Below are 20,366 nucleotides of genomic sequence, written 5' to 3'. Positions count from 1 at the left end.
TTGTTGCCCCGAACGTCGTGGCGTTCGGGGCTTTTTTATCAACCGCCGGTTATCAGGTGGTTGTTCTGCAACAGATCATTTAGCGTGAGCTGCACATTCTCCAGAGTGACAAGGTCAGTTGATTTAAACGCGCTGCCGGCGCCGTCGCGATCGACGGATATCACCGTATTGGCGTCGCTGGTATGAACCTGAACAAAGTTACCCAGCGTCGCCGCCTGGTGATCCCAGCCGGTCAGCAGTTCGTGGATATCGATCTTGTCGCCCTGCGCGGTGGAGAAGTTTTGCCAGCGATCGGCGCCGTTGCCGCCGGTCGCGTCCGCGCCGTTTAACAGGTGGTAAATCAGCGTATCGCCATAGGCGGAGCCGATGAGAACATCGTTTTGGTTGGTACTGACGATTTGCGGCGCCATATCAATGGTCAATGTGGCGCTATCCGTATGACCCATCTTGTCATCCAGTTGATAGGTAAAGACCTCTTTACTGGTGATGGACGACATCGCGACGCCATTATTCAGGGTGTAGGTGTAAGCGCCATCAAGGTTAATTTGCAATGTGCCGTAATGTCCCTGAATCGTGGCGCTGGTGGTATTCGCCGCGGCGTCCAGCGTGGCGGCGCTGCCGTTATACCCGCTAATGCTCAGGCGGGTATTCACCGTATTAAGCTGATCCATCGCCCCCGCCGCGTCGCTGCCGTCAAAAATATTGCCGAGAACGGTATGCGTTCCGGACGTTTCAAAATTATCCAGATCGACGGTGGTGCCGATGACGCGTGGCGTGATCGTCGCCGCCCCGGCCAGGGTATTGGTGCCGGTAAAGTTAAGCGTGTACGTTCCGGCATCCAGCTCCAGGCCGCTCAGGTTGACGGTCACCGTCGCGCTGCCCAGCGTGATATTCGCCACCGGAACGGTTCCGTTGCGTATGACGGTCCCGTTCTCCTGAATGGCCCAGCTAATATTCAGATTGCCCAGCGTAATGAGCGTGGAGACATCAAAGACCAGTGACGCGCCTTTAAGTACGGTGCCCGTTGCAACGTCAAAGGTGCCGCTCCCGCTGCCCGATTTGCCGAGTAGCCCCCAACTGGCGCTGCCGACGCTGGAGTCCAGCCAGGCAGCGGTATCCTGAAGCGTGGCGACGCTGAGGGTATCGCTGACATCATTAATCGCATCCAGCGCCCTGGCGGTTGGCGTGATATTGAGCGAGGCCGTATCGGTATCGCCGTTTGGCGCTTTGACCGTATAGATAAAGCTGTCCGGCGTTTTAATGCTGTCGGCGCCGACGCCGTTCTTCAGCGTGTAGGTATAGTTGCCTCTTGCGTCAATGATGAGCGAGCCATACAGCCCGTTTACCTCCGTTGTGCCGGTCGCCGCAATCGCCACGCCGTTTACTTCAGTGAGGAGGGCGTCCGTAGGGACGACATCATTGGTCAGTACGTTGCCGGTGGTGTTGGCGGTGATACTGTCAACGGCATAGGTGTGGTCCTGGGAAATCGCCAACGTATAGCCAGTGAGGACGCTAATGCCGCTGGCGGTATTCAGCACGAACAGGTATTCGCCGCCAGGCAACGTCAGGGTCAGCGGCTGGGACTGTCCGGCTAACAGCAGGGTGTTAATCCAGCCCTTTTCCACCCGGAACTGCTCATATTGCTGAATGGCATCGTTGAAGCGATAAACGTACAGATCGAACGTGGAAACCAGTGAGACGCCGCCGACGGTTCCCTGTAACGTCATGGTTCGCGTAGCGCCTTCTTCAACGTTAAAGATGATCGGATTAGTCATATCATCAAGCAGATTCGCGTTCAGTACATTACCAAGTCCGACGCTTAATACCGTGACGCCGCTTTGTGTCGAGGGACCGTTGTTGACGTAGCTAACGTGAGTATCAAAGACCAGCGAGGCGTTATTGTCTGTCGCTATCACGCTGCCCGGTACAGGCGCGGGACCCAAATTAATAACCAGTTGCGCGGCGCTGCTACCGACGCCATTCTGGGTGATGGTGTAGGTGAAGCTCTCTTTATGTCCGTATCCCGCCGTGGGCTTAGTCAGCGTGTAGGTGTAACTGCCATCCTGATTAATGTGCAGCGTGCCGTATTGCCCCAGGATATCCACGCCGCCCGCGCCGACCGGCGTACTGACGCCGTTGGCGTTGGTGATGGCGGTGACCGTGGTGCCCGTCGGCGCGGTATCATCAGCCATGACGTTGCCGGTACTGATGGTTGGCCCGCTAATAATACCTGCGCTGGTCTGGTGTACATCGACATCCAGGCTGGTATATGACCCGGTGGCGAGCAGACTGGTGTTATAAGTGAGTACCCGGTACTGGCCTTCGCCCAGTCCGTTCAGGTTCAGGGTAACGCCGCTCCCGGTCAGGGTAAGCAAATTCGCGAAGTCGCCAACGGCGGTGTTGACGATCGTCGTCCAGGCGCCGAGGCTGGTGTCATAGCGCTGTAACACTATCTCCTGAGTGCTGAGCAGCGAAAGCACGATTCCCGTTGCGGCGGCATCGATGGTGACGTCGCCCGTACCACCTTCAGCAATGGTGAACTCAACCTGAGCGGTATCGTTACCCAAAACCGAGGCGACATTGCCAAGCGCGCCAACCAGCAGCAGGCCGTAATCCGAATAGTTTTGCGTGCTGGTGACGGCGGTAGAGGTCAGATCAAGGCTGGTGATGTTATCCCTTGCCGCCAGCGGCAGAACCGGCGCGGTAATGCCTAACGTGCCAGAGGCGTTACCCGCAGCGTCAGTCGCCGTCACGTTAATGAGTTGACCTTCAATTTGTTTTGTCGGCAAGGTGAGAGACCATGCGCCGTTGCTGCCGGCGGTGGTGGTGAGCGTCACGCCGCCCGCCAGCGTGACGGTTACGGTGCTGTTTGCCTCTGCCTGTCCGGAAAGTGAACCGCCATCGGCGCTGAGCGTACCTGACGGCGTACCGGGCGCCAGCGTATCGACAATCACCGTCGCGGCGGTGGAGACGCTGCCTGTACCGTTGGCGTTAGTCGCGGTGGCGGTGAAGGCGTGGCTGCCTTCGGTCAAATTGCCTGTCGGGGTAAAGCTCCAGTTTCCGCTGGCGTTCGCCGTGGTGGTGCCGAGCAGCGCCCCGTTGTTATAAATGCTCACCGTGGCGCCCGCCTGAGCGGTACCATTCAATGTGGGTTGTGCGTCATTAGTGACCTGGCCGTTGGCGATAGCGCCGGTATAAATACCCACATCATCCACTACGTTGGTGATGATCGGCGCTTCCGGCACGCGCGTATCGGGCGCGGTAAATCCGGCGGCAATGCCAGTGTTGCCTGCTTTATCCTGGGCAAATGCCAGTAGCGGCTGACCATTGGTCTGCGCGGGCGTGAGTGTGGCGGTGAAGCTGCCTGTACCGTCGGCGGTGGCGGTTCCCAGTACCACACCAGTCTCAGAGGTAATCGTCACTGTACTGCCTGCTTCCGCGGTGCCCGTCACCCGATTACCGGTAGCATTGATGACCAGGTTACCGGGCGCGCCGGGCGCAATGGTATCCACGATAATCGTTGTCGATGGCGAAGCGGCGCTAACGTTGCCAGCCGCATCGGCGGCGCTAACGCTATAGGCGTGACTTCCCTGGCCGAGCGCGGCGGTTGGCGTCCAGCTCCAGTTGCCGCTGGCATTGGCGTTCACGGTCGCGACCAGCGCGCCATTATCGAAGATGCTTACCGCGCTGTTGGCTTCCGCGGTACCGTTGAGCGTCGGCTGTGTGTCGTTGGTCGATTGTCCATTGCCAATGGCGCCGGTGTTGTTCGGGACATCATCAACGATGCTGGTTATAAGCGGAACCGTTGGCGCAAGGGTATCGACCACGATAGTAAAACCGCTGGTGGCCGGGCTAACGTTGCCTGCCGGGTCGGTGGCGGTCACTGTTAATATGCGCGTGCCGTCGTTTAACCCTGTCGTCGGCGTGAAGCTCCACGCGCCGCCCGCGTTAGCCGAGGTGACGCCAAGCAGAGTGTTGCCATCATAGATACTGACCACGCTGCCCGCTTCGGCAGTGCCGTTCAGCGTGGGGCGGTTATCATTGGTTATCTGACCATTAGCGAGATTTCCTGTGACCCCACCCGCGACGTCATCCACCACGGACGTCAGGATTGGCGTTTGCGGCGCGGTGGTATCGATCGTCAGGGTGAAAGCCGTACTGTTCGGGCTGCTGTTTCCTGCGGCATCGGTGGCGACGGCGGTGATGACGTGCGTTCCGCTTGCCAGCGTTGAGGTGGAGACGCTCCACGCGCCGTCAGGCTGAGCCGTTGTCGTGCCAATGACCGTACCATTTTCATAGAGCGTGATCGTGGCGCCGGCTTCTGCGGTGCCGCTGAAGGTTGGCGTAGGATCGTTGGTATTTTGGCCGTTCGCGATCGTGCCGAGGCCTGGCGCCTGATCGTCACTGACTGATGTGATTACCGGCGTCAGCGGCGGCGTAGTATCGACGACGAAATTAACGCTGTCCGAAACGGGGCTGGCGTTGCCTGCGGCATCAACGGCAATGACGGTAATTACATGGTTGCCCGTCGCCAGCGAGGCATCGGGCGTGTAGCGCCAGCTATTGCTATTGTCGGCGGGAATTTCAGCCAGCAGCGTGCCGTTATCGTAGAGACGAATAGTTGTGTTGGCTTCACGGGTGCCGCTAATGACAGGGCGCGCCTCGTCTGTGATCTGCCCTGAACTCAGATTGCCGGTAATGGGGCCCGTACCGTCGTAGACCGTATCAATAACAGGCGCGGCGGGAGCCGTGGTATCAATAGTAAACGAGCGTATTTCGGACGCGGCGCTGGTATTGCCTGCCGCATCGGTTGCTGTCGCCGTCAGGTTCCAGACGCCCGCGCCCAGCGAGGTAGACGGTGTAAAGCTCCAGCTACCGTTGGCCTGAACTTGCGCCGTGCCGACCAGCGCGCTGCCATTATAAATCGAGATGGTTGTACCCGCCTCACCGGTACCCGAGAGTGTTGGTCGGGTTTCGTTCGTCGAGCCGCCGTTGGGGACGATGCCCGTCACCGGCGCCGTATTGTCTGCCACGCTGGCGATAACCGGCGCGGCGGGCGGTGTGGCGTCAATCGTCAGCACAAATCCGCTGGACACCGCGCTGCTATTACCCGCCGGATCGGTGGCGCTAAGGGTGAACGTGTGGCTACCGTTTGCAAGCGGCGTCTGCGGCGTGAAACTCCACGTGCCGTCGCTATTCACCGTCGTGGTACCGATGGACGCGGAATTACCGTCAAGATAGACATTAATCGTCGCACCTGCCTCTCCGCGCCCGTTCAGGGTGGGCGTCGCATCGTTCGTTAGCTGCCCGCTAACCAGGTTGCCGGTAATACCGGGCTGGTCATCCACGACGGAGGTGAGAACCGGGATCGCCGGAGGCGTAATATCGACCACGATCGTCCACGGCGCGGAGACCGCGCTGGTATTGCCCGCCGGATCGGTAGCGCTAACCGTCAGATTATGGCTTCCCTCTGACAAATTGCGGGGCACCGGGAAGGTCCAGCTACCGTTTTCGCCTACCTGAGCCGTGCCAAGCGGCGTACCGTTATCAAAAATGGTGATTGTCGCGCCAGGTTCGCCAGTTCCGTTCAGTATTGGCTGTCGATCGTCGGTGGATTGCCCCGGTAACACCGGGACGGTCGGTTGATTGTTATCGTCAATCACGGAGGTGATAACCGGCACATCTGGCGCCAGCGCGTCAATGTTCAGCGTAAAGCCGTCCGAAGGCTGGCCGCTATTGCCAGCGGGATCGGTCGCCACGGCGGTAAAGATGTGTGCGATGCTCTCCAGCGGCGCGTTCGGGGTGAAGCGCCAGTTGCCGCTTTGATCTACCGTGGCGGAACCGATTTCTACGCCGTTATCCAGAATGCGGATCGTGGCGCCTGCTTCTCCCGTTCCGTTGAGCGTCGGGCGTGAATCATTGGTGAGCGCGCCGTTATCCAGCGTACCGGTCATGCCGGGGACATCATCCGTTGCGCTGGTAATAACCGGTTGCGCCGGCGCGCTAAGATCGACAGTGATCCCGACCGGTGCGGACAGGCCGCCCGGGCCATTCGCATTGGTTGCCTGGACGGTGAAGTAATGTGTGCTTTCGCTTAATGGCGTCGCGATCTCAAAGATCCAGTTCCCGCTGGCGTCAACGGTGGCAAAGCCTGCCGAATCGCCATCAATGAAGACTTCAACGGTAGAGCCGATATCCGTGGTGCCGCGCAGCGTCGGCGTGGTGTCGTCCGTGGCGCCGCCCGCCGCAATATTCCCCTGTACGCTCCCGACATCATCTTCAATCGCCGTGATGGCCGGGACGGCGGGCAGACCGCTGTCGGAAGCAGGAAAATTCGTAGCCGGGCCGTTATTCCCCGCGCGATCGATAGCAATTGCCGTCAGCGTACCGCCATCGGTTTGCGCCGGACTGAGCGTAACGACGAATTCACCGGTGCCATTAGCGACAGCGCTGCCGACCAGGGTGCCATCGGCATGGTGAATTTCAACGGTAGCGTAAGGATCGGCAAGTCCGGCCACGCGCGTGCCATCGTCATCCACCGTCTGGACTGTTGGCGCGGGCGGGGCGGTGATATCCACGGTAATGGTGATCGGTTGGGTTTGCGCCGTGGTATTTCCAGCGTCGTCAGTCGCGCTGAAGGTTAGCGCATGGCTGACTTCTGATAATTCGGGCGTATTGAATGTCCAGACCCCGTCGGTGACGAGCGCCGTCCCTATTGCCACGCCATTGTCGTAAATCGTGACGGTGCTGCCGTTTTCGCCGCTGCCGTTAATAGTCAGCGTCCGATCGTTAGTAAAGGCGCCATCGGTTAATGGCCCGGTCACTGGTGCAACATCGTCGAGGATCTCATTGACGACGGGCGGCTGCAACGGAACGGTGTCGACGGTGAAGGTAAAGCTGTTCGATACGCCGCTGCTGTTTCCGGCTGCATCGGCGGCAATGGCGGTCAGGGTGTAGACGCCATCCGGCAACGCGCTGGTCACCGGCAGCGTCCAGGTACCGGTCTCATCGACGGTGACTACGCCCACGACACTACTGCCGTTATAGAGCGTGATCACGCTGCCGATGTCGCCAGTGCCGTGAATGACCGGTGTATTGTCGTCAGTGGTTGCGCCGCTGACAATAGTATCCTGGACTTCGCCGACGTTATCTTCGGCAAAAGTGATAACCGGATTGGCGGGCGCAGTGGTGTCTAGCGTAAAAGTGACTGAGGCGGAAGGTGGACTGATATTGCCCGCTATATCGGTTTCCGTGACGGTAATGGTATAGGTTTCTGGCGTCAGTGCCGCAGGCGTAAAGCTCCAGCTTCCGTTATCGCCTACCGTTGTGCGACCAATTTCACTGCCATTATTGTAGAGAATAATCGTGCTGCCGATCTCTCCCGTGCCGCTGAAGGTCGGTGTGGTATCGTTCGTTGCGCCATTATTGCCGATGTTGCCGATAACCGGCGCGACGTTATCGCTGATTAGCGGCGCGTCAGGCTGCGCTGGAGGCTGGGTATCAAGGGTAACGGAGAAAACGCCGGAGGTGGGGCTACTATTGCCTGCGGCATCCGTGGCGGTGGCCGTCAGGATGTTTAATCCTTCGCTCAGATTACGGGTTAGCGGATAGGTCCAGCTACCCTGTGGATTGACCTGGACGGTAGCCAGTTCTACGCCGTTATTGTACAGGGTGATGATGGCGCCGGGTTCGCCGGTGCCGCTGAGGGTCGGCATACGCTGATTGGTAATACTGCCGTTTGCCAGTAGCACCTCGCCTTCTCCGCCGGTGATGGCGGCTGACACGATCTGCGGCGCATCCGGCGCCTGGGTATCGACGCGCAGGGTAAAGCTGAGGGATTCGGGACTTTCGTTCCCCGCCGGATCGTTGGCGCGAGCGGTCAGAAGGTGGTCGCCGTCGCCCAGCGCGGCAGGCGGCGTAAACTGCCAGCGCCCGTCCGTGCCGACCAGCGCCTGACCTATGGCATTGCCGTTATCGTAAAGGATGATTGTGTCGCCTGCGGTGCCGCTACCGCTCAACCGGGGCTGGGATTCCTGGGTAATCTGATTGGTATCAATCGTATTTCCGTCGCCGTCAGCTACGCCGATAACGCCGGGGGCGGCAGGGGCCTGGGTATCAATGGTAATCGTAAAATCGGTCGAAAAAGGCGTGGTGTTGCCGTTACTGTCGCTGGCCGTCACAGTAAAGGTGTAGGTGTCGTCCGCCAGTGGCGAGGTCGTGGTGTAGGCGTAGCTCCAGACGCCGGAATTACCGACGATAATATCTGCTATCCGGGCGCCATTCTGATACAGGTGTACTGTGGAACCCGGTTCACCTGTACCGTTAATCGTTGGCGTGCTGTCGTTAGTGAGCCCCAGATGCGCGACGCTACCGAGAATACCCGGCGCATCATCTGTAATGAAGGTGATTACCGGTTGCTGCGGCGATTGCGTATCGACCACCAGGTCGAATGACGCGGCCGGACTGGCATTGCCTTTAGCGTCGGTTGCGATTACGGTCAGTCGATGCGCGCCTTCACCTAAATTTTGCGACGGCGTAAACGTCCAGGTGCCGTTGGGCTGTAGCGTGGCGAGTCCCAGCGAAACACCGTTATCAAAAATTTCGACACGCGCGCCAGCCTCCGCCGTACCGCTAAGGGTGGGGCGGTTGTCATTGGTGGTTTGTCCGTTAACCAGCGGCCCGGTGAAGCTTTCAACATCGTCCAGCACCTGAGTGATAATGGGCTTATCCGGGGCGGTGATATCGGGCGCTTGCGCTGTAGTTGGCGGGCTGACATTGTTGGCGCTGTCGGTGGCGGTGACGGTAACCTGTTCGCCGTTGGTCTGTGCGGGGACGAGGGGAAGGGTAAAATGACCTTCGCCATCTGCTTTGCCGCTGCCAAGCGGCTTGCCGTCCGGCGTGGCGATCGTGATGGCGCTACCCGGTTCGGCGGTGCCGCTGATACTGGTGCCATCCTCACTAATTACCACGTTTTTTGGCATTTCCGGCGCGGTACTGTCCGGCGCGATAACCGTCGCGGCGGCGCTTTCGTTTTTCGCGACATCGGTGGCGGTAGCGATAAGCGCCTGGCCGTTAGTCTGCGCCGTATTCAGCGGAACGATAAATTGTCCGTTGCCATTAGCGACGGCGCTGCCAAGTACGGTGTTGCTACTGTCGCGGATAGTGACCGTTGCCCCGGCTTCCGCCTGACCGCTTACGGACAGACCGTCGGTCGCCACGGTAAGACCGTCCGGTGCCGCAGGCGCAGTTTTATCCGGCGCGTTCAGCGTTTCTACCGGGCCGCTATTCGCGGCTTTATCGGTAACGCTAATGCTTAATGTTTCGCCGTTAATTTTCGCCGGGCTAATACCTATTGAGAAGGTACCGTCGTCGCCTGCCGTTCCACTCCCGAGCGTATTTCCCAGGCTGTCTTTGATAACCACAGTACTGCCAGCTTCCGTAGTGCCGGTGAGTCTGTCGCCGACGTCGCTAACCGCCAGGCCTTCCAGCACCGGCGGCTGCGTGTCGATATCAATGGTAAAGGAGACGGACTGCCCGCTGGTGCCGCGATCGTTGGTCGCGGTAGCGGTAAAGACATGGTCGCCATCGGCAAGCGCCAGCGAGGGGGTAAAGCTCCATTTGCCGTCAGCGTCGGCGACAATGGGCGGAAAGGTCGCTACAGGAAAGCCATTATCGTTAATCGATATCGTACTGCCTGGTTCAGCAGTACCGCTGAGGGTTGGGCGGTTATCATCTGTGGCATCGCCATTTTTCAGCAGCCCAGTAACGACGCCAGCGTCATCCGTCACGGTAAGGATAGTCGGCTTGGCAGGATACTGTGAGTCAGAAGCGGTAAACTCCGTGGCGGGGCCGATGTTACCGACGGCGTCCTGAATACGCGCTTCCAGACGCTCGCCGTGGGTCTGAGCCGGATTCAGCGTGATGCTGAAGTGGTTATTTTCTCCGGTAATCGTGGAGCCCAGGTAATTTCCCGCCGGGTCATAGATCGACACAGTACTGCCAGCTTCAGCGGTGCCGCTAACGGTTGTGCCGTCTTTCGCAACATTATCAATGATAGCGGCGTCCGGTGGCGTGGTGTCCACAATGATAGTAGGCGTTGTCGTCACGCGGCTCGTGTTTCCGGCTTTGTCGCTTTGTTCGACGGTAAAGGTATGTTCGCCATCTCTTAACGGCGTAGTCGGCGTAAAGGTCCAGCGTCCATTTTCGTCTACGGTAGCGCTGCCGATAACGGTTGAACCCTCTTTAATCGTGATGGTATTGCCTGTCTCTCCCTGCCCGGAAAATAGCGGTTTTGCCTCGTCAGTCCGGTCATTATTCTGTAGCGGCCCGGTGAGCAAACCGGTGTTATCGGCAATCAGTTCAACGCGTGGGGCATCGGGGCTGAGTGTGTCGATAGTCAGCGTAAAGCGGGCTGATTCGCTACTTTCGCCTTTAACGTTAGTCGCAATGGCGGTGAAATGATTTTCCCCATCCGCTAGCGCGCTGGTAATGGCAAAACGCCAGTTTCCGCTGGTATCAACCGTTGTGGAGCCTATTTCCTGACCATTGGCGTAAATATGGATGACTGTGCCTGCGCTGCCGGTGCCCTCCAGAGTGGGGGTACTGTCGTTCGTAAACTGATTATTGCTCAGCGTGCCGGTGAGGGGAGCGGCATCATCGATAGCGGCGGTGATAACCGGTGTATCGGGGAGAGGAATGTTGGGCGCATCAATGGTTGCGGATGGGCCGGTATTGCCGGCATCGTCAGTCGCGGTCACGGTAAGTTGTTCGCCGCTAATCTGTGGCGCTGTCAGATCAATACTAAATTTACCGTCGCTATCCGCTTTGCCCTCGCCAACGACGTTGCCTGAGGGATCTTTGATGGTAATGGTACTGCCCGCTTCGGCTTGCCCGCTTACCGTTTTTCCGTCCGCTGAAATCAATAATTCGCCGGGAGCGAGAGGCGGGGTAGTATCTACAGGATTACTGCTACCTGGAGTATTGCCGTTGGGGGTACTGCCGCCGGGATTGCTGTTATCAGGGGGATTACCGTCAGGATTGGTGTTATCGGGGGGCGGATTATCGCCATCCGAATGATGGTGGGAATCGCCGCCGCCGGAAGACGCGATAGCGGCAATGCCGCCAGCCGCCACCGCGCCAGCCAGTACCCACGGCCAAACGGCGCCGCCTGCTTCATGGGAAGCGCCAGAAGTGACCAGCAGCTCATTAATATCAGCGATTTGTTCAAAATGTAGCCCGGCTTGCGGATTTTCTACCCACCATAACGTGCCATCGTTTTCCGCCAGTACTAACTGGCTTGCGCCCAGATCGTTGGTAACGTAAAAGTTTTTAATCGTGATCGTTTCGCCGGAATGGAGCCTCACCACCAGATCCTGATTAATGCGCGTAAGTTGACTAATTTCCTCCCGGGCCACTGATAATTTAACAATTGACGGGGCGTTAAGAGTGACCGCTGAGGATTCCACAGTGGTGGAGACGCCAGTCAATTTCGAAACCACGGCGAGTAGACGCATAAATCAGCTCCTGATGGATTTGCTCTGTGTATTAATTAACGGGCACAACGTTCAGGGCAAAATGCGTAGACGAGCCTTCCCGTTCATCGTGAGAGATGAATTTCCGTAGCCATATTCTTTTTTATGAGCGTAGGTGAAGGTCTGGTTTTCTCGCCGAATAACCCTTTGTTTTTTGTGCCTGACTAGTGCTTTCGTATTAGATGATATAGTCAGAAAAAAATCTTTCTGCAAATTAAGATCTATTGATAAAGATGTTAGTGCGTCTGAAATATAACGGAGTTTGTGTTAAGGAGAGGTGGGGTGGGCTAACAACGTATGATGATTTTTTATTTATCTTTATGTTTTGTAATGAATTTTAATTTCTTTTTCTTTTTCTTTTTTAACATAAAAACAATACCTTTTGTGAAGGTATTCAACAATATTAAATTTTATAAAAATCATTTGAAGTATTGTGTTATTAGGCTATAAAAATTTTTTAAACAAAGAATATATTCTTGTTGTGATATTTATTGCTATTGATAAGCGTCAGACACAGAGAATATATTTTCGAGGCATGAATGAGATATGAATATTGACCAGCTTCATACTGAGAAGCTGGTCACAAAAAATGTCTATTATCGGCCTGCATTTTTCATAATGCGTGCTTTATCCAGTTGCCACTCACGTTCTTTAAGATCGGAACGTTTATCATGTTGTTTTTTACCTTTCGCCACGCCGATCTTCACTTTGCACCAGGCATTTTTCCAGTACAGAGAAAGCGCGACGACAGTATAACCTTCACGATTAATACGGCCATACAGCGAATCAAGCTCACGCTGATTTAACAACAGTTTGCGGGTTCGGGTTGGGTCGCATACGACATGTGTCGAGGCGACCGCCATCGGCGTAAAGTTTGCGCCAAACAGCCAGGCCTCGCCATCTTTGAGGATAACGTAACTGTCGCCGATATTGGCTTTTCCTGCGCGCAGAGATTTTACTTCCCAGCCTTGCAGGGCGAGACCAGCCTCGAACTCTTCTTCGATAAAGTATTCGTGCCGGGCGCGCTTATTCAGCGCGATGGTGGCTGAGCCCGGTTTATGTGCTTTTTTCTTCGTCATAAGTGTCGTGAATTCATAGGTAATCTGATATCGAAAACACCCCATTACGTCCTGATGAGGTGCAAAAATCTATCTTAGCATGAGTTGGGCTATGCACGCACAATTAAGGCATGACGGTTGGGGACAGCATTTTTTTTACTCGCTGATAAGTGGTATTATTTACACGATTTATGTTGATGGGAATTGCTATGCCTCAGATTAGTCGGACTGCTTTAGTCCCCTACAGTGCGGAACAGATGTATCAGTTAGTGAATGACGTGCAATCGTATCCCCAGTTTTTGCCTGGGTGTGTTGGCAGTCGCGTCCTGGAGTCATCGCCAGCACAGATGACGGCGGCTGTTGACGTGTCGAAGGCGGGTATCAGCAAGACGTTTACGACGCGTAATCAGCTAACGCGTAACCAGAGCATTCTGATGCATCTGGTGGATGGCCCCTTTAAAAAGCTGATCGGCGGCTGGAAATTTACCCCGCTCAGCCCCGAGGCGTGCCGTATTGAGTTTCAGCTTGATTTTGAGTTTACCAATAAACTCATTGAGCTGGCGTTCGGTCGTGTATTCAAAGAGTTAGCGTCCAACATGGTGCAGGCGTTTACGGTACGCGCCAAAGAGGTTTACCGTGCCGGATAAACTTGTGGTTGAAGTGGCTTATGCGCTGCCGGAAAAGCAGTATTTGCAGCGCGTAACGCTGGAGGAGGGCGCGACGGTCGAAGAGGCGATTCGCGCTTCCGGCTTGCTGGAATTGCGCACGGATATCGATCTGGCGAAAAATAAAGTAGGTATCTACAGTCGTCCGGTAAAACTCACCGATACGGTGCAGGATGGCGATCGGGTTGAAATTTACCGTCCCTTAATCGCCGATCCAAAAGCATTACGCCGCCAGCGTGCCGAAAAATCGGCTGGCAGATAATTAGCCTCTTTTGCCGGATAACGGTGTGAAAGCCGTACCACACCTGAAGCACAGGCGTGCCTGTAAGCCAGATAAACGTAGCGCCATCAGGCAAATTCGTACCAAATGGCGGGGGAGAGGTTTGCAGGCCTGATGAACGTAACCTCATCAGGCGGTATCACAAAATTACTTCGTCAACGCCGGTTTGTTATCAATATTGGTTAACACGCCGCTGCTGTTAAAGGTGAGCGTCAGAGTCTGCTGCGTCACGTTCTCATGTCCTGGCTGCTGGCGGAAGACATAAAACCAGGTGTTCGTACCAAAAGGATCGGTCATCATCGGCGTGCCTAAAGCATACGCAACCTGTTGTTGCGTCATACCAACACGCACTTTGGCGACATCCGTAGGTGTAAGATAGTTCCCCTGATTGATGTCAGGTCGGTAAACCACTCGCTCCAGAGTGGAACAGCCTGCGGTCAACATCAGGAGTACTGCTGCGGCAGCAGTCAGCGTTTTACAGCGCATAGTGATTGGGTTCCTTTTCGGGCCTGAGCAGTACGTGGCTCATATTAATATGCCGATGATAATAGACCTTTCATCACTTTAAAACCTTTTGCTGTCGGGTCTTACGGCGTTTTTGTTGTGAACTCAGACCTTCGGGAGATAAAAAAGTTTACGCCGCCAGCAGTTCTTTTGCGTTTGCCAGCGTATTACGCGTAACTTCACTTCCTCCCAACAGGCGGGCCAGTTCCTGTAAACGCGCACGTTTATCCAAAGGTTGCATATGGGTTTCGGTCATTGCCCCGTCTGTTTCTTTACTGACAAAGAAGTGCTGGTGACCGCACCCGGCTACCTGTGGCAGGTGAGTGACGCACATCACCTGAGTGGATTCGCCAAGCTGACGCAGGAGTTTACCGACCACGGCGGCGGTTGGGCCGCTGATGCCAACATCGACCTCGTCAAAAATCAGCGCTGGCGTTTCCATTTTGCGCGCGGTAATCACCTGAATAGCCAGCGCAATGCGCGACAGTTCACCGCCAGACGCGACTTTAGCGATAGGCTGCAGCGGCTGACCTGGGTTTGTCGTCACTTTAAACTCCACGCGATCGGCGCCGTCGTTGCTCAGATGATGCTCATCAAATTTCACGTCGATAGTAAACAGACCGTGCGGCATCGAAAGTAAATGCATACTTTCAGTGATCAACTGCCCCAGCTCCTGGGCGTAAAACTGACGCTGTTGATGCAGCGCTTGCGCCGTTTCCAGCGCTTGTTGGTGATGCTTATTAACCGCCAGCGTTAGCGTTTCCAGCGAATCGGCCTGATCGTCGAGCTGCTGCTGTTCTTCGAGCAGTGACTGATAAAGCTGCGGCAGCGCTTCCGGGCTGACGTGATGTTTTCGCGCCAGCGAAATTTGTTTAGCGATGCGCTGTTCAAGCTCAAACAGGCGATTGGGGTCTAAATCCAGACGCTCGCAATAGTGGCGTAATTCATCGCTGGCTTCGGTGAGTTGGATAGTGGCTTCTTCCAGCATATCCAGGATGCCGGAAAGCTTGCTGTCCATACCTACCAGCTCGCTAACCAGTTGTTTTGCGCTATATAACTGGCTTTGCAGGTTAACGTCTTCGCCGTCCGCGAGTAGCGCCAGAGCGTTCTGGCTGGTCGTAAGCAACTGCCCGCTGTTGGCCAGCCGTTTGTACTCTTCGTCAATTTGCTCGAATTCGCCGGCCTGCGGATTAAAGTCGTTCAACTCTTTTAACTGATATTGCAGCAGTTCCGCGCGCGCGGCGCGTTCCTGGCTTTGTTGCTGGTGATGGGCGAGATCGCGGCAGCTTTGATGCCATAATTGGTAGCGAGCAGCCATCTGCTGCGCTAAAGCGGCTTCGTTGGCATAGCTATCCAGCAGCGATTTTTGCTGTTCGGGTTTGGTAAGCTGCTGGTGCGCATGTTGGCCGTGAATTTGAATCAGCAACTGACCGAGCTCGCGCAATTGAGACAGGGGCACAGCGGTGCCGTTAATAAAGCCCCGTGAGCGGCCATCGCTGCTGATAACGCGGCGAAGTAAGCATTCGCGACCTTCTTCAAGCTGGTTTTCTTCCAGCCAGCGCAATGCCGCAGGCGTGTCTTTCAGCGCAAAGCGGGCACACAAATCGGCGCGGGTCGCTCCGGTACGGACCATATCGGCCTCAGCGCGACCGCCCAGACACAGACCCAGGGCATCAATCGCAATAGATTTACCCGCGCCGGTTTCACCAGTAATGACGGTCATTCCGCTCTGAAAATCGATCTCAAGCTCACGAACGATAGCAAAATTGCTGATGGTCAGTTGCGCCAACATAGCTGTTTTCCTGTATGAAAAACCATGACTGTAATTAAATACAGTATAAACTGGTTTTTTATACAGTAAAGAGGCTAACGTAAAATTAGAATAATTTTTTTGACCAGCCGAGTTTTGTGCTTAATGTATTGAAATAGCTATAGTCTTTGGGATGTATCAGGTTGAGATGGTAGTCGCAGCGGCGAATCAGCACATCTTCTCCTTCCTGAATAGGCAGCGCTATCTGACTGTCGCAGCTAATTTCCAGATCGCTACGGCGATGCGAAAAACGCAGACGAATCGTGCTACTGCTGTTAATGACTAACGGGCGTGCCGACAAGGTATGCGGGAACATCGGCACCAGGGTGATGGCATCCAGTGAAGGGGTCAGAATAGGGCCGCCTGCGGAGAGCGAATAGGCGGTGGAGCCGGTCGGCGTAGAAATGATCAGACCATCAGATCGCTGTGAAAAAGCGAAGGTTTCATCAATATAAACCTCGAATTCGATCATATGCGCCACTTTTCCCGGATGCAGCACCACTTCATTAATGGCTGTGCTGATACGCTTCTGGCGGTCCTGTTGGCAGACCTGCGCTTCCAGCAGAAAACGTTTTTCGGAGATATAGCGCCCTTCCAGCACATCAGATAATTGTTGCAGGGCGTTGTCCGGATCGAGATCGGTCAGGAAGCCAAGATTACCGCGGTTAATGCCAATCACATTGATGTCATAACGCGCCAGCGTACGCGCTGCGCCAAGCATATTGCCGTCGCCGCCCACAACTACCGCCAGATCCGCCTGTTGACCAATTTCCGCCAGCGTGCCGGTTGGCACATTTTTTAGCTGTAATTCGTGGGCGATTTGTTGCTCCACAATGACCTCATAACCCTGATCGCATAGCCAACGGTAGAGCATTTCATGTGTCGTGAGTGCGGTGGGATGACGCGGATGCCCCACAATGCCGATACACTTGAAATGATTATTCATTTTTCTGAGGTCCTTGTAGCGAAGATTGATGACAATGTGAGTACTTCCCTTGAAACCCTGAATCTGATCCCCATAATAAGCGAAGTTAGCGAGATGAATGCGAAAAAAACGCGGAGAAATTCATGAGTAGTAAAGAACAGAAAACGCCTGAGGGGCAAGCCCCGGAAGAAATTATCATGGATCAGCACGAAGAGGTTGAGGCAGTTGAACCAAACGATTCTGCTGAGCAGGTGGATCCGCGCGATGAAAAAATTGCGAATCTGGAAGTTCAGCTTGCAGAAGCCCAGACTCGCGAACGCGACACCGTGTTGCGCATCAAAGCGGAAATGGAAAACCTGCGCCGTCGTACTGAACAGGATATCGAAAAAGCGCATAAATTCGCTCTCGAGAAGTTCGTCAACGAATTGCTGCCGGTCATCGATAGCCTGGATCGCGCGCTGGAAGTCGCAGACAAAGCCAATCCGGATATGGCGGCAATGGTCGAAGGGATTGAGCTGACGCTGAAGTCTATGCTGGATGTGGTGCGTAAATTCGGCGTGGAAGTGATTGCTGAGACCAACGTGCCGCTGGACCCGAACGTGCATCAGGCGATTGCGATGGTGGAGTCGGAAGAGGTTCCGGCAGGCAATGTGCTGGGTATTATGCAGAAAGGCTATACGCTGAACGGTCGTACCATTCGCGCGGCGATGGTGACGGTAGCGAAGGCGAAGTAAAAGTTTGATGGCCGATGTAAAGTCGGCCATTTTTTTAGCTTAAAAAATCCTGCACTTCCAGCCACGGCGTGTTGAAGTCCTCTATTTTTTTATATTCGCTCATTGGCAGAACGACCACATTATAGGTGTCAGATCCTTCATTCAGATCAAAAATCTGGAAGCCCCTCTTATTGAGTTCGGTCTGGATGCGTTCAAAGATCTCGTCAAGGTAACGGTCCCCGGCTTCACAGACATCGGAGATTTCATCCTCTTGGGTTATTTCGACAAGAAGATTTCTTAATTCCTCAGAATCCGTCAGGTTTTTTGTGAGTTCATAAAAGCGATCTGCGGCAAAATTAGCCAGTTCGCCTTCTTCATCTTCACCTTTCCAGTCAACGAGGTGAATAAATCCTTCGCCGCGTAGAACTTGTAAAAATGCCTGTGCCAGCTCGTTATTTCCGAGATCGCCACCGCTACAATCCAGGACGTCCTGCAACCCATATTCGTCTTCATCTTCGTCTTCAAAGATTTCAGGTTGCGTCGAAAGTTGAGAGAAAATAGTGGGCCATAAGGTTGGGTTGTGTGATAAAAAAACGTTGGCGACGACGTTGAGGTCGTCTGCAAAATTCTTATCCCATTCAATTACATAATCTTCTGACATAACATCAATATCCTTTCTGAATGCCTGAAAAGACATTATTGCATTGTTAAGTAAATGGCAGGAATTGATGGAATCTTAAAAGACGGCGATAAAAAAGGCGAACCGGAGTTCGCCATTGTGTTACTCCGCCACACTCTCGCGCAGCGGCTTTACCGGTACAACCTTTACCTGCTTAATCATATTTTCCTGTACATCGAGAATATCGATATCGTACTGCTCAATGCGTACGCGCGTGCCAGCAACCGGAATTTCCTCCAGCGCCTCCAGAATCACCCCGTTGACGGTGCGCGCGTCATCTTCCGGCAGGTGCCAGTTAAACGCTTTATTGATTTCCCGGACGTTGGCGGTACCGTCAATAATGACCGAACCGTCGTTTTGCGGCGTGACCTCTTCCGCCAGTGTCGGCGACATCGATGTGGTGAAGTCGCCGACGATCTCTTCGAGAATATCTTCCACGGTGACCAGACCCTGGATATCGCCATATTCGTTGACGACCAGTCCGACTTTCTTTTTATTGCGCTGAAATTTAATCAGTTGCGTACTGAGCGGCGTACCTTCCGGGACGTAATAGATTTCATCGGCGGCGCGCAGCATCATCTCTTTGGTGAACTCTTTTTTCTCGGCCATTAACCGCCAGGCTTCACGCACGCGCAGCATACTGATGGCGTCATCCAGCGAATCGCGATAGAGCACAATGCGTCCGTGCGGCGAGTGGGTGAGCTGCCGCTCGATAGACTTCCAGTCGTCATTGATATCGATCCCGATAATTTCATTACGCGGCACCATGATGTCATCCACGCTGACCTTTTCCAGGTCGAGAACCGACAGCAGCATATCCTGATTGCGGCGAGAGATTTGCGAACGGGATTCATGCACGATAGTGCGTAATTCCTCTTTGCTTAACGACCCGCTAACCACGATGTCCGTTTTAATTCCCATCAGACGCATCAGCAGGCGGGTGATGGTGTTAAGTAACCACACCAGCGGCATCATCAGTATCTGTAACGGCGCCAGCAGGAAGCTGCTGGGATAGGCCACTTTTTCCGGATAGAGCGCGGCGATAGTTTTGGGCAGGACTTCGGCAAAAACTAACACGACAAACGTCAGTACCCCGGTGGCGATAGCCACGCCAGCGTCGCCGTAAAGCCGCATACCCACAATCGTGCCGAGCGCCGAGGCAAGAATGTTGACCAGGTTATTGCCGATCAGCACCAGGCTTATCAGTCGGTCGGGTTTACGCAGTAATTTTTCTACCCGTTTTGCCGAGCGATTACCTTGCTTCGCCATATGGCGTAAACGGTAACGGTTTAGCGTCATCATTCCAGTTTCGGAACCGGAAAAATAGGCCGAGATGACCACCATGATGATTAATATGATAATCAGCGTGGTGGTGGAGATGTGTTCCAGGGGAAACTCCTTTAAAAGCTTAGCTTACAAATTGCTGTAATATGCGGCTACCAAAATAGGCCAGCGTCAGAATACCCGCGCCTGCGACGTTAAACCACACGACCCGCCGACCCCGCCAGCCCTCATGGTAATGCCCCCACAGCAGAACGATATAGACAAACCATGCCACAATAGAGAGCACGGCTTTATCAATATTTTCAGTACTGAACAGGTTATGCATGTAAAACAGGCCGGTACACAGAGTAAGGGTCAGCAGTACGACGCCAATCTGCGTGATATGAAACATTTTGCGCTCAATGCTCATCAATGGCGGCATTTCATTACTAAACGCCAGCTTTTTGTTCTTCAACTGATAGTCGATCCACGCCAGTTGTAGCGCATACAGCGCGGCGATTATCAGCGTCGCGTAAGAGAAAAGCGACAGACCGATGTGCACCATCATGCCTGGGGTCGCTTCCAGATGCGTAATATATTCATTAGGCATGAACGTGGCGAAGGCCAGGTTAATCAGCGCAAAAGCATAGACAATGGGCAGAAGTAGCCAGCCGCGATTACGCGACGCGACAATGGTCATCACCGTGCAGATCATCAGACTGACCAGCGAACCGACATTCAGCAGGCTCAGGTTTTGTCCACTGTCGCCGCCGGGCAGAATACGCGATTCCAGCGCGACAGCATGGCACACCAGCGCGATGACCGCAGAAAGAATAGCCATACGCCGCCAGCCGCTGTTTTTTTGCAACAGTCCGGGAACGATCAGCGCGAGGCTGAAGGAGTAGGCGACAAGGGCAAGTAAAGCAAAAACGGGCATA

The 20,366-nt window shown here is 54.7% G+C and carries 11 protein-coding genes; 3 read left to right on the top strand and 8 right to left on the bottom strand.

Annotated features, from left to right (window positions below; genetic code table 11):
* Positions 1–38: 38 nt before the first annotated feature.
* Positions 39–11,513 carry a biofilm-associated protein BapA gene (gene bapA, locus ACLJRS_RS07720; protein WP_410957773.1) on the bottom strand — a complete coding sequence of 3,825 codons (11,475 nt, stop codon included), beginning with the start codon at positions 11,511–11,513 and terminating at the stop codon, positions 39–41.
* Between the two features lie 614 nt (positions 11,514–12,127).
* A complete protein-coding gene (smpB, locus tag ACLJRS_RS07715) occupies positions 12,128–12,610 on the bottom strand; it encodes an SsrA-binding protein SmpB (protein WP_001518569.1) in 483 nt (160 codons plus the stop codon).
* A gap of 188 nt (positions 12,611–12,798) precedes the next feature.
* Here smpB and ACLJRS_RS07710 point away from each other — a divergent pair, with 188 nt between their 5' ends.
* Together ACLJRS_RS07710 and ACLJRS_RS07705 are read left to right on the top strand one after the other, a co-directional pair.
* Positions 12,799–13,236 carry a type II toxin-antitoxin system RatA family toxin gene (locus ACLJRS_RS07710; RefSeq protein WP_001543334.1) on the top strand — a complete coding sequence of 146 codons (438 nt, stop codon included), beginning with the start codon at positions 12,799–12,801 and terminating at the stop codon, positions 13,234–13,236.
* Positions 13,226–13,516, top strand: coding sequence for an RnfH family protein (locus ACLJRS_RS07705; RefSeq protein ID WP_001112990.1), 291 nt, complete (start codon positions 13,226–13,228; stop codon positions 13,514–13,516). Before ACLJRS_RS07710 ends, ACLJRS_RS07705 begins: the two co-directional genes overlap by 11 nt.
* A 165-nt stretch (positions 13,517–13,681) precedes the next feature.
* Here ACLJRS_RS07705 and bamE read toward each other — a convergent pair whose 3' ends face one another.
* The 3 genes from bamE to nadK form a co-directional block, all read right to left on the bottom strand.
* Positions 13,682–14,020, bottom strand: a complete 339-nt coding sequence (bamE, locus tag ACLJRS_RS07700) for an outer membrane protein assembly factor BamE (protein WP_001203445.1) — start codon at positions 14,018–14,020, stop codon at positions 13,682–13,684.
* Between the two features lie 148 nt (positions 14,021–14,168).
* A complete protein-coding gene (gene recN, locus ACLJRS_RS07695; RefSeq protein WP_000880965.1) occupies positions 14,169–15,830 on the bottom strand; it encodes a DNA repair protein RecN in 1,662 nt (553 codons plus the stop codon).
* A gap of 85 nt (positions 15,831–15,915) precedes the next feature.
* Positions 15,916–16,794 (bottom strand): NAD(+) kinase, encoded by an 879-nt coding sequence (gene nadK / locus ACLJRS_RS07690; protein WP_001059155.1) that lies wholly within the window; start codon positions 16,792–16,794, stop codon positions 15,916–15,918.
* Positions 16,795–16,916: 122 nt separating this feature from the next.
* Here nadK and grpE point away from each other — a divergent pair, with 122 nt between their 5' ends.
* A complete protein-coding gene (gene grpE / locus ACLJRS_RS07685; RefSeq protein WP_001518875.1) occupies positions 16,917–17,507 on the top strand; it encodes a nucleotide exchange factor GrpE in 591 nt (196 codons plus the stop codon).
* Positions 17,508–17,541: 34 nt separating this feature from the next.
* Here grpE and ACLJRS_RS07680 read toward each other — a convergent pair whose 3' ends face one another.
* From ACLJRS_RS07680 to ACLJRS_RS07670, 3 genes are all read right to left on the bottom strand, one after another.
* A complete protein-coding gene (locus ACLJRS_RS07680) occupies positions 17,542–18,147 on the bottom strand; it encodes a hypothetical protein (RefSeq protein WP_001287923.1) in 606 nt (201 codons plus the stop codon).
* A 120-nt stretch (positions 18,148–18,267) separates the two neighbouring features.
* Entirely contained in the window at positions 18,268–19,554 is a 1,287-nt protein-coding gene (locus tag ACLJRS_RS07675) for an HlyC/CorC family transporter (RefSeq protein ID WP_127172650.1), read from the bottom strand.
* A gap of 19 nt (positions 19,555–19,573) precedes the next feature.
* Positions 19,574–20,365: an inner membrane protein YpjD gene (locus ACLJRS_RS07670; protein ID WP_001537507.1), complete on the bottom strand. Its 792-nt coding sequence runs from the start codon at positions 20,363–20,365 to the stop codon at positions 19,574–19,576.
* Between the last annotated feature and the right edge of the window lies 1 nt (position 20,366).

The organism is Salmonella sp. SAL00670, assembly GCF_046552235.1.
GTDB lineage: Bacteria > Pseudomonadota > Gammaproteobacteria > Enterobacterales > Enterobacteriaceae > Salmonella > Salmonella enterica.
Note: the sequence above shows the minus strand (reverse complement) of the source record. Positions and strands in the feature narration are given on the sequence as shown.

Coding starts and splice junctions, on each gene's coding strand:
- bapA (WP_410957773.1), bottom strand. CDS start 11,513: ATGCGTCTACTCGCCGTGGTTTCGAAATTGACTGGCGTCTCCACCACT.
- smpB (WP_001518569.1), bottom strand. CDS start 12,610: ATGACGAAGAAAAAAGCACATAAACCGGGCTCAGCCACCATCGCGCTG.
- ACLJRS_RS07710 (WP_001543334.1), top strand. CDS start 12,799: ATGCCTCAGATTAGTCGGACTGCTTTAGTCCCCTACAGTGCGGAACAG.
- bamE (WP_001203445.1), bottom strand. CDS start 14,020: ATGCGCTGTAAAACGCTGACTGCTGCCGCAGCAGTACTCCTGATGTTG.
- recN (WP_000880965.1), bottom strand. CDS start 15,830: ATGTTGGCGCAACTGACCATCAGCAATTTTGCTATCGTTCGTGAGCTT.
- nadK (WP_001059155.1), bottom strand. CDS start 16,794: ATGAATAATCATTTCAAGTGTATCGGCATTGTGGGGCATCCGCGTCAT.
- grpE (WP_001518875.1), top strand. CDS start 16,917: ATGAGTAGTAAAGAACAGAAAACGCCTGAGGGGCAAGCCCCGGAAGAA.
- ACLJRS_RS07680 (WP_001287923.1), bottom strand. CDS start 18,147: ATGTCAGAAGATTATGTAATTGAATGGGATAAGAATTTTGCAGACGAC.
- ACLJRS_RS07670 (WP_001537507.1), bottom strand. CDS start 20,365: ATGCCCGTTTTTGCTTTACTTGCCCTTGTCGCCTACTCCTTCAGCCTC.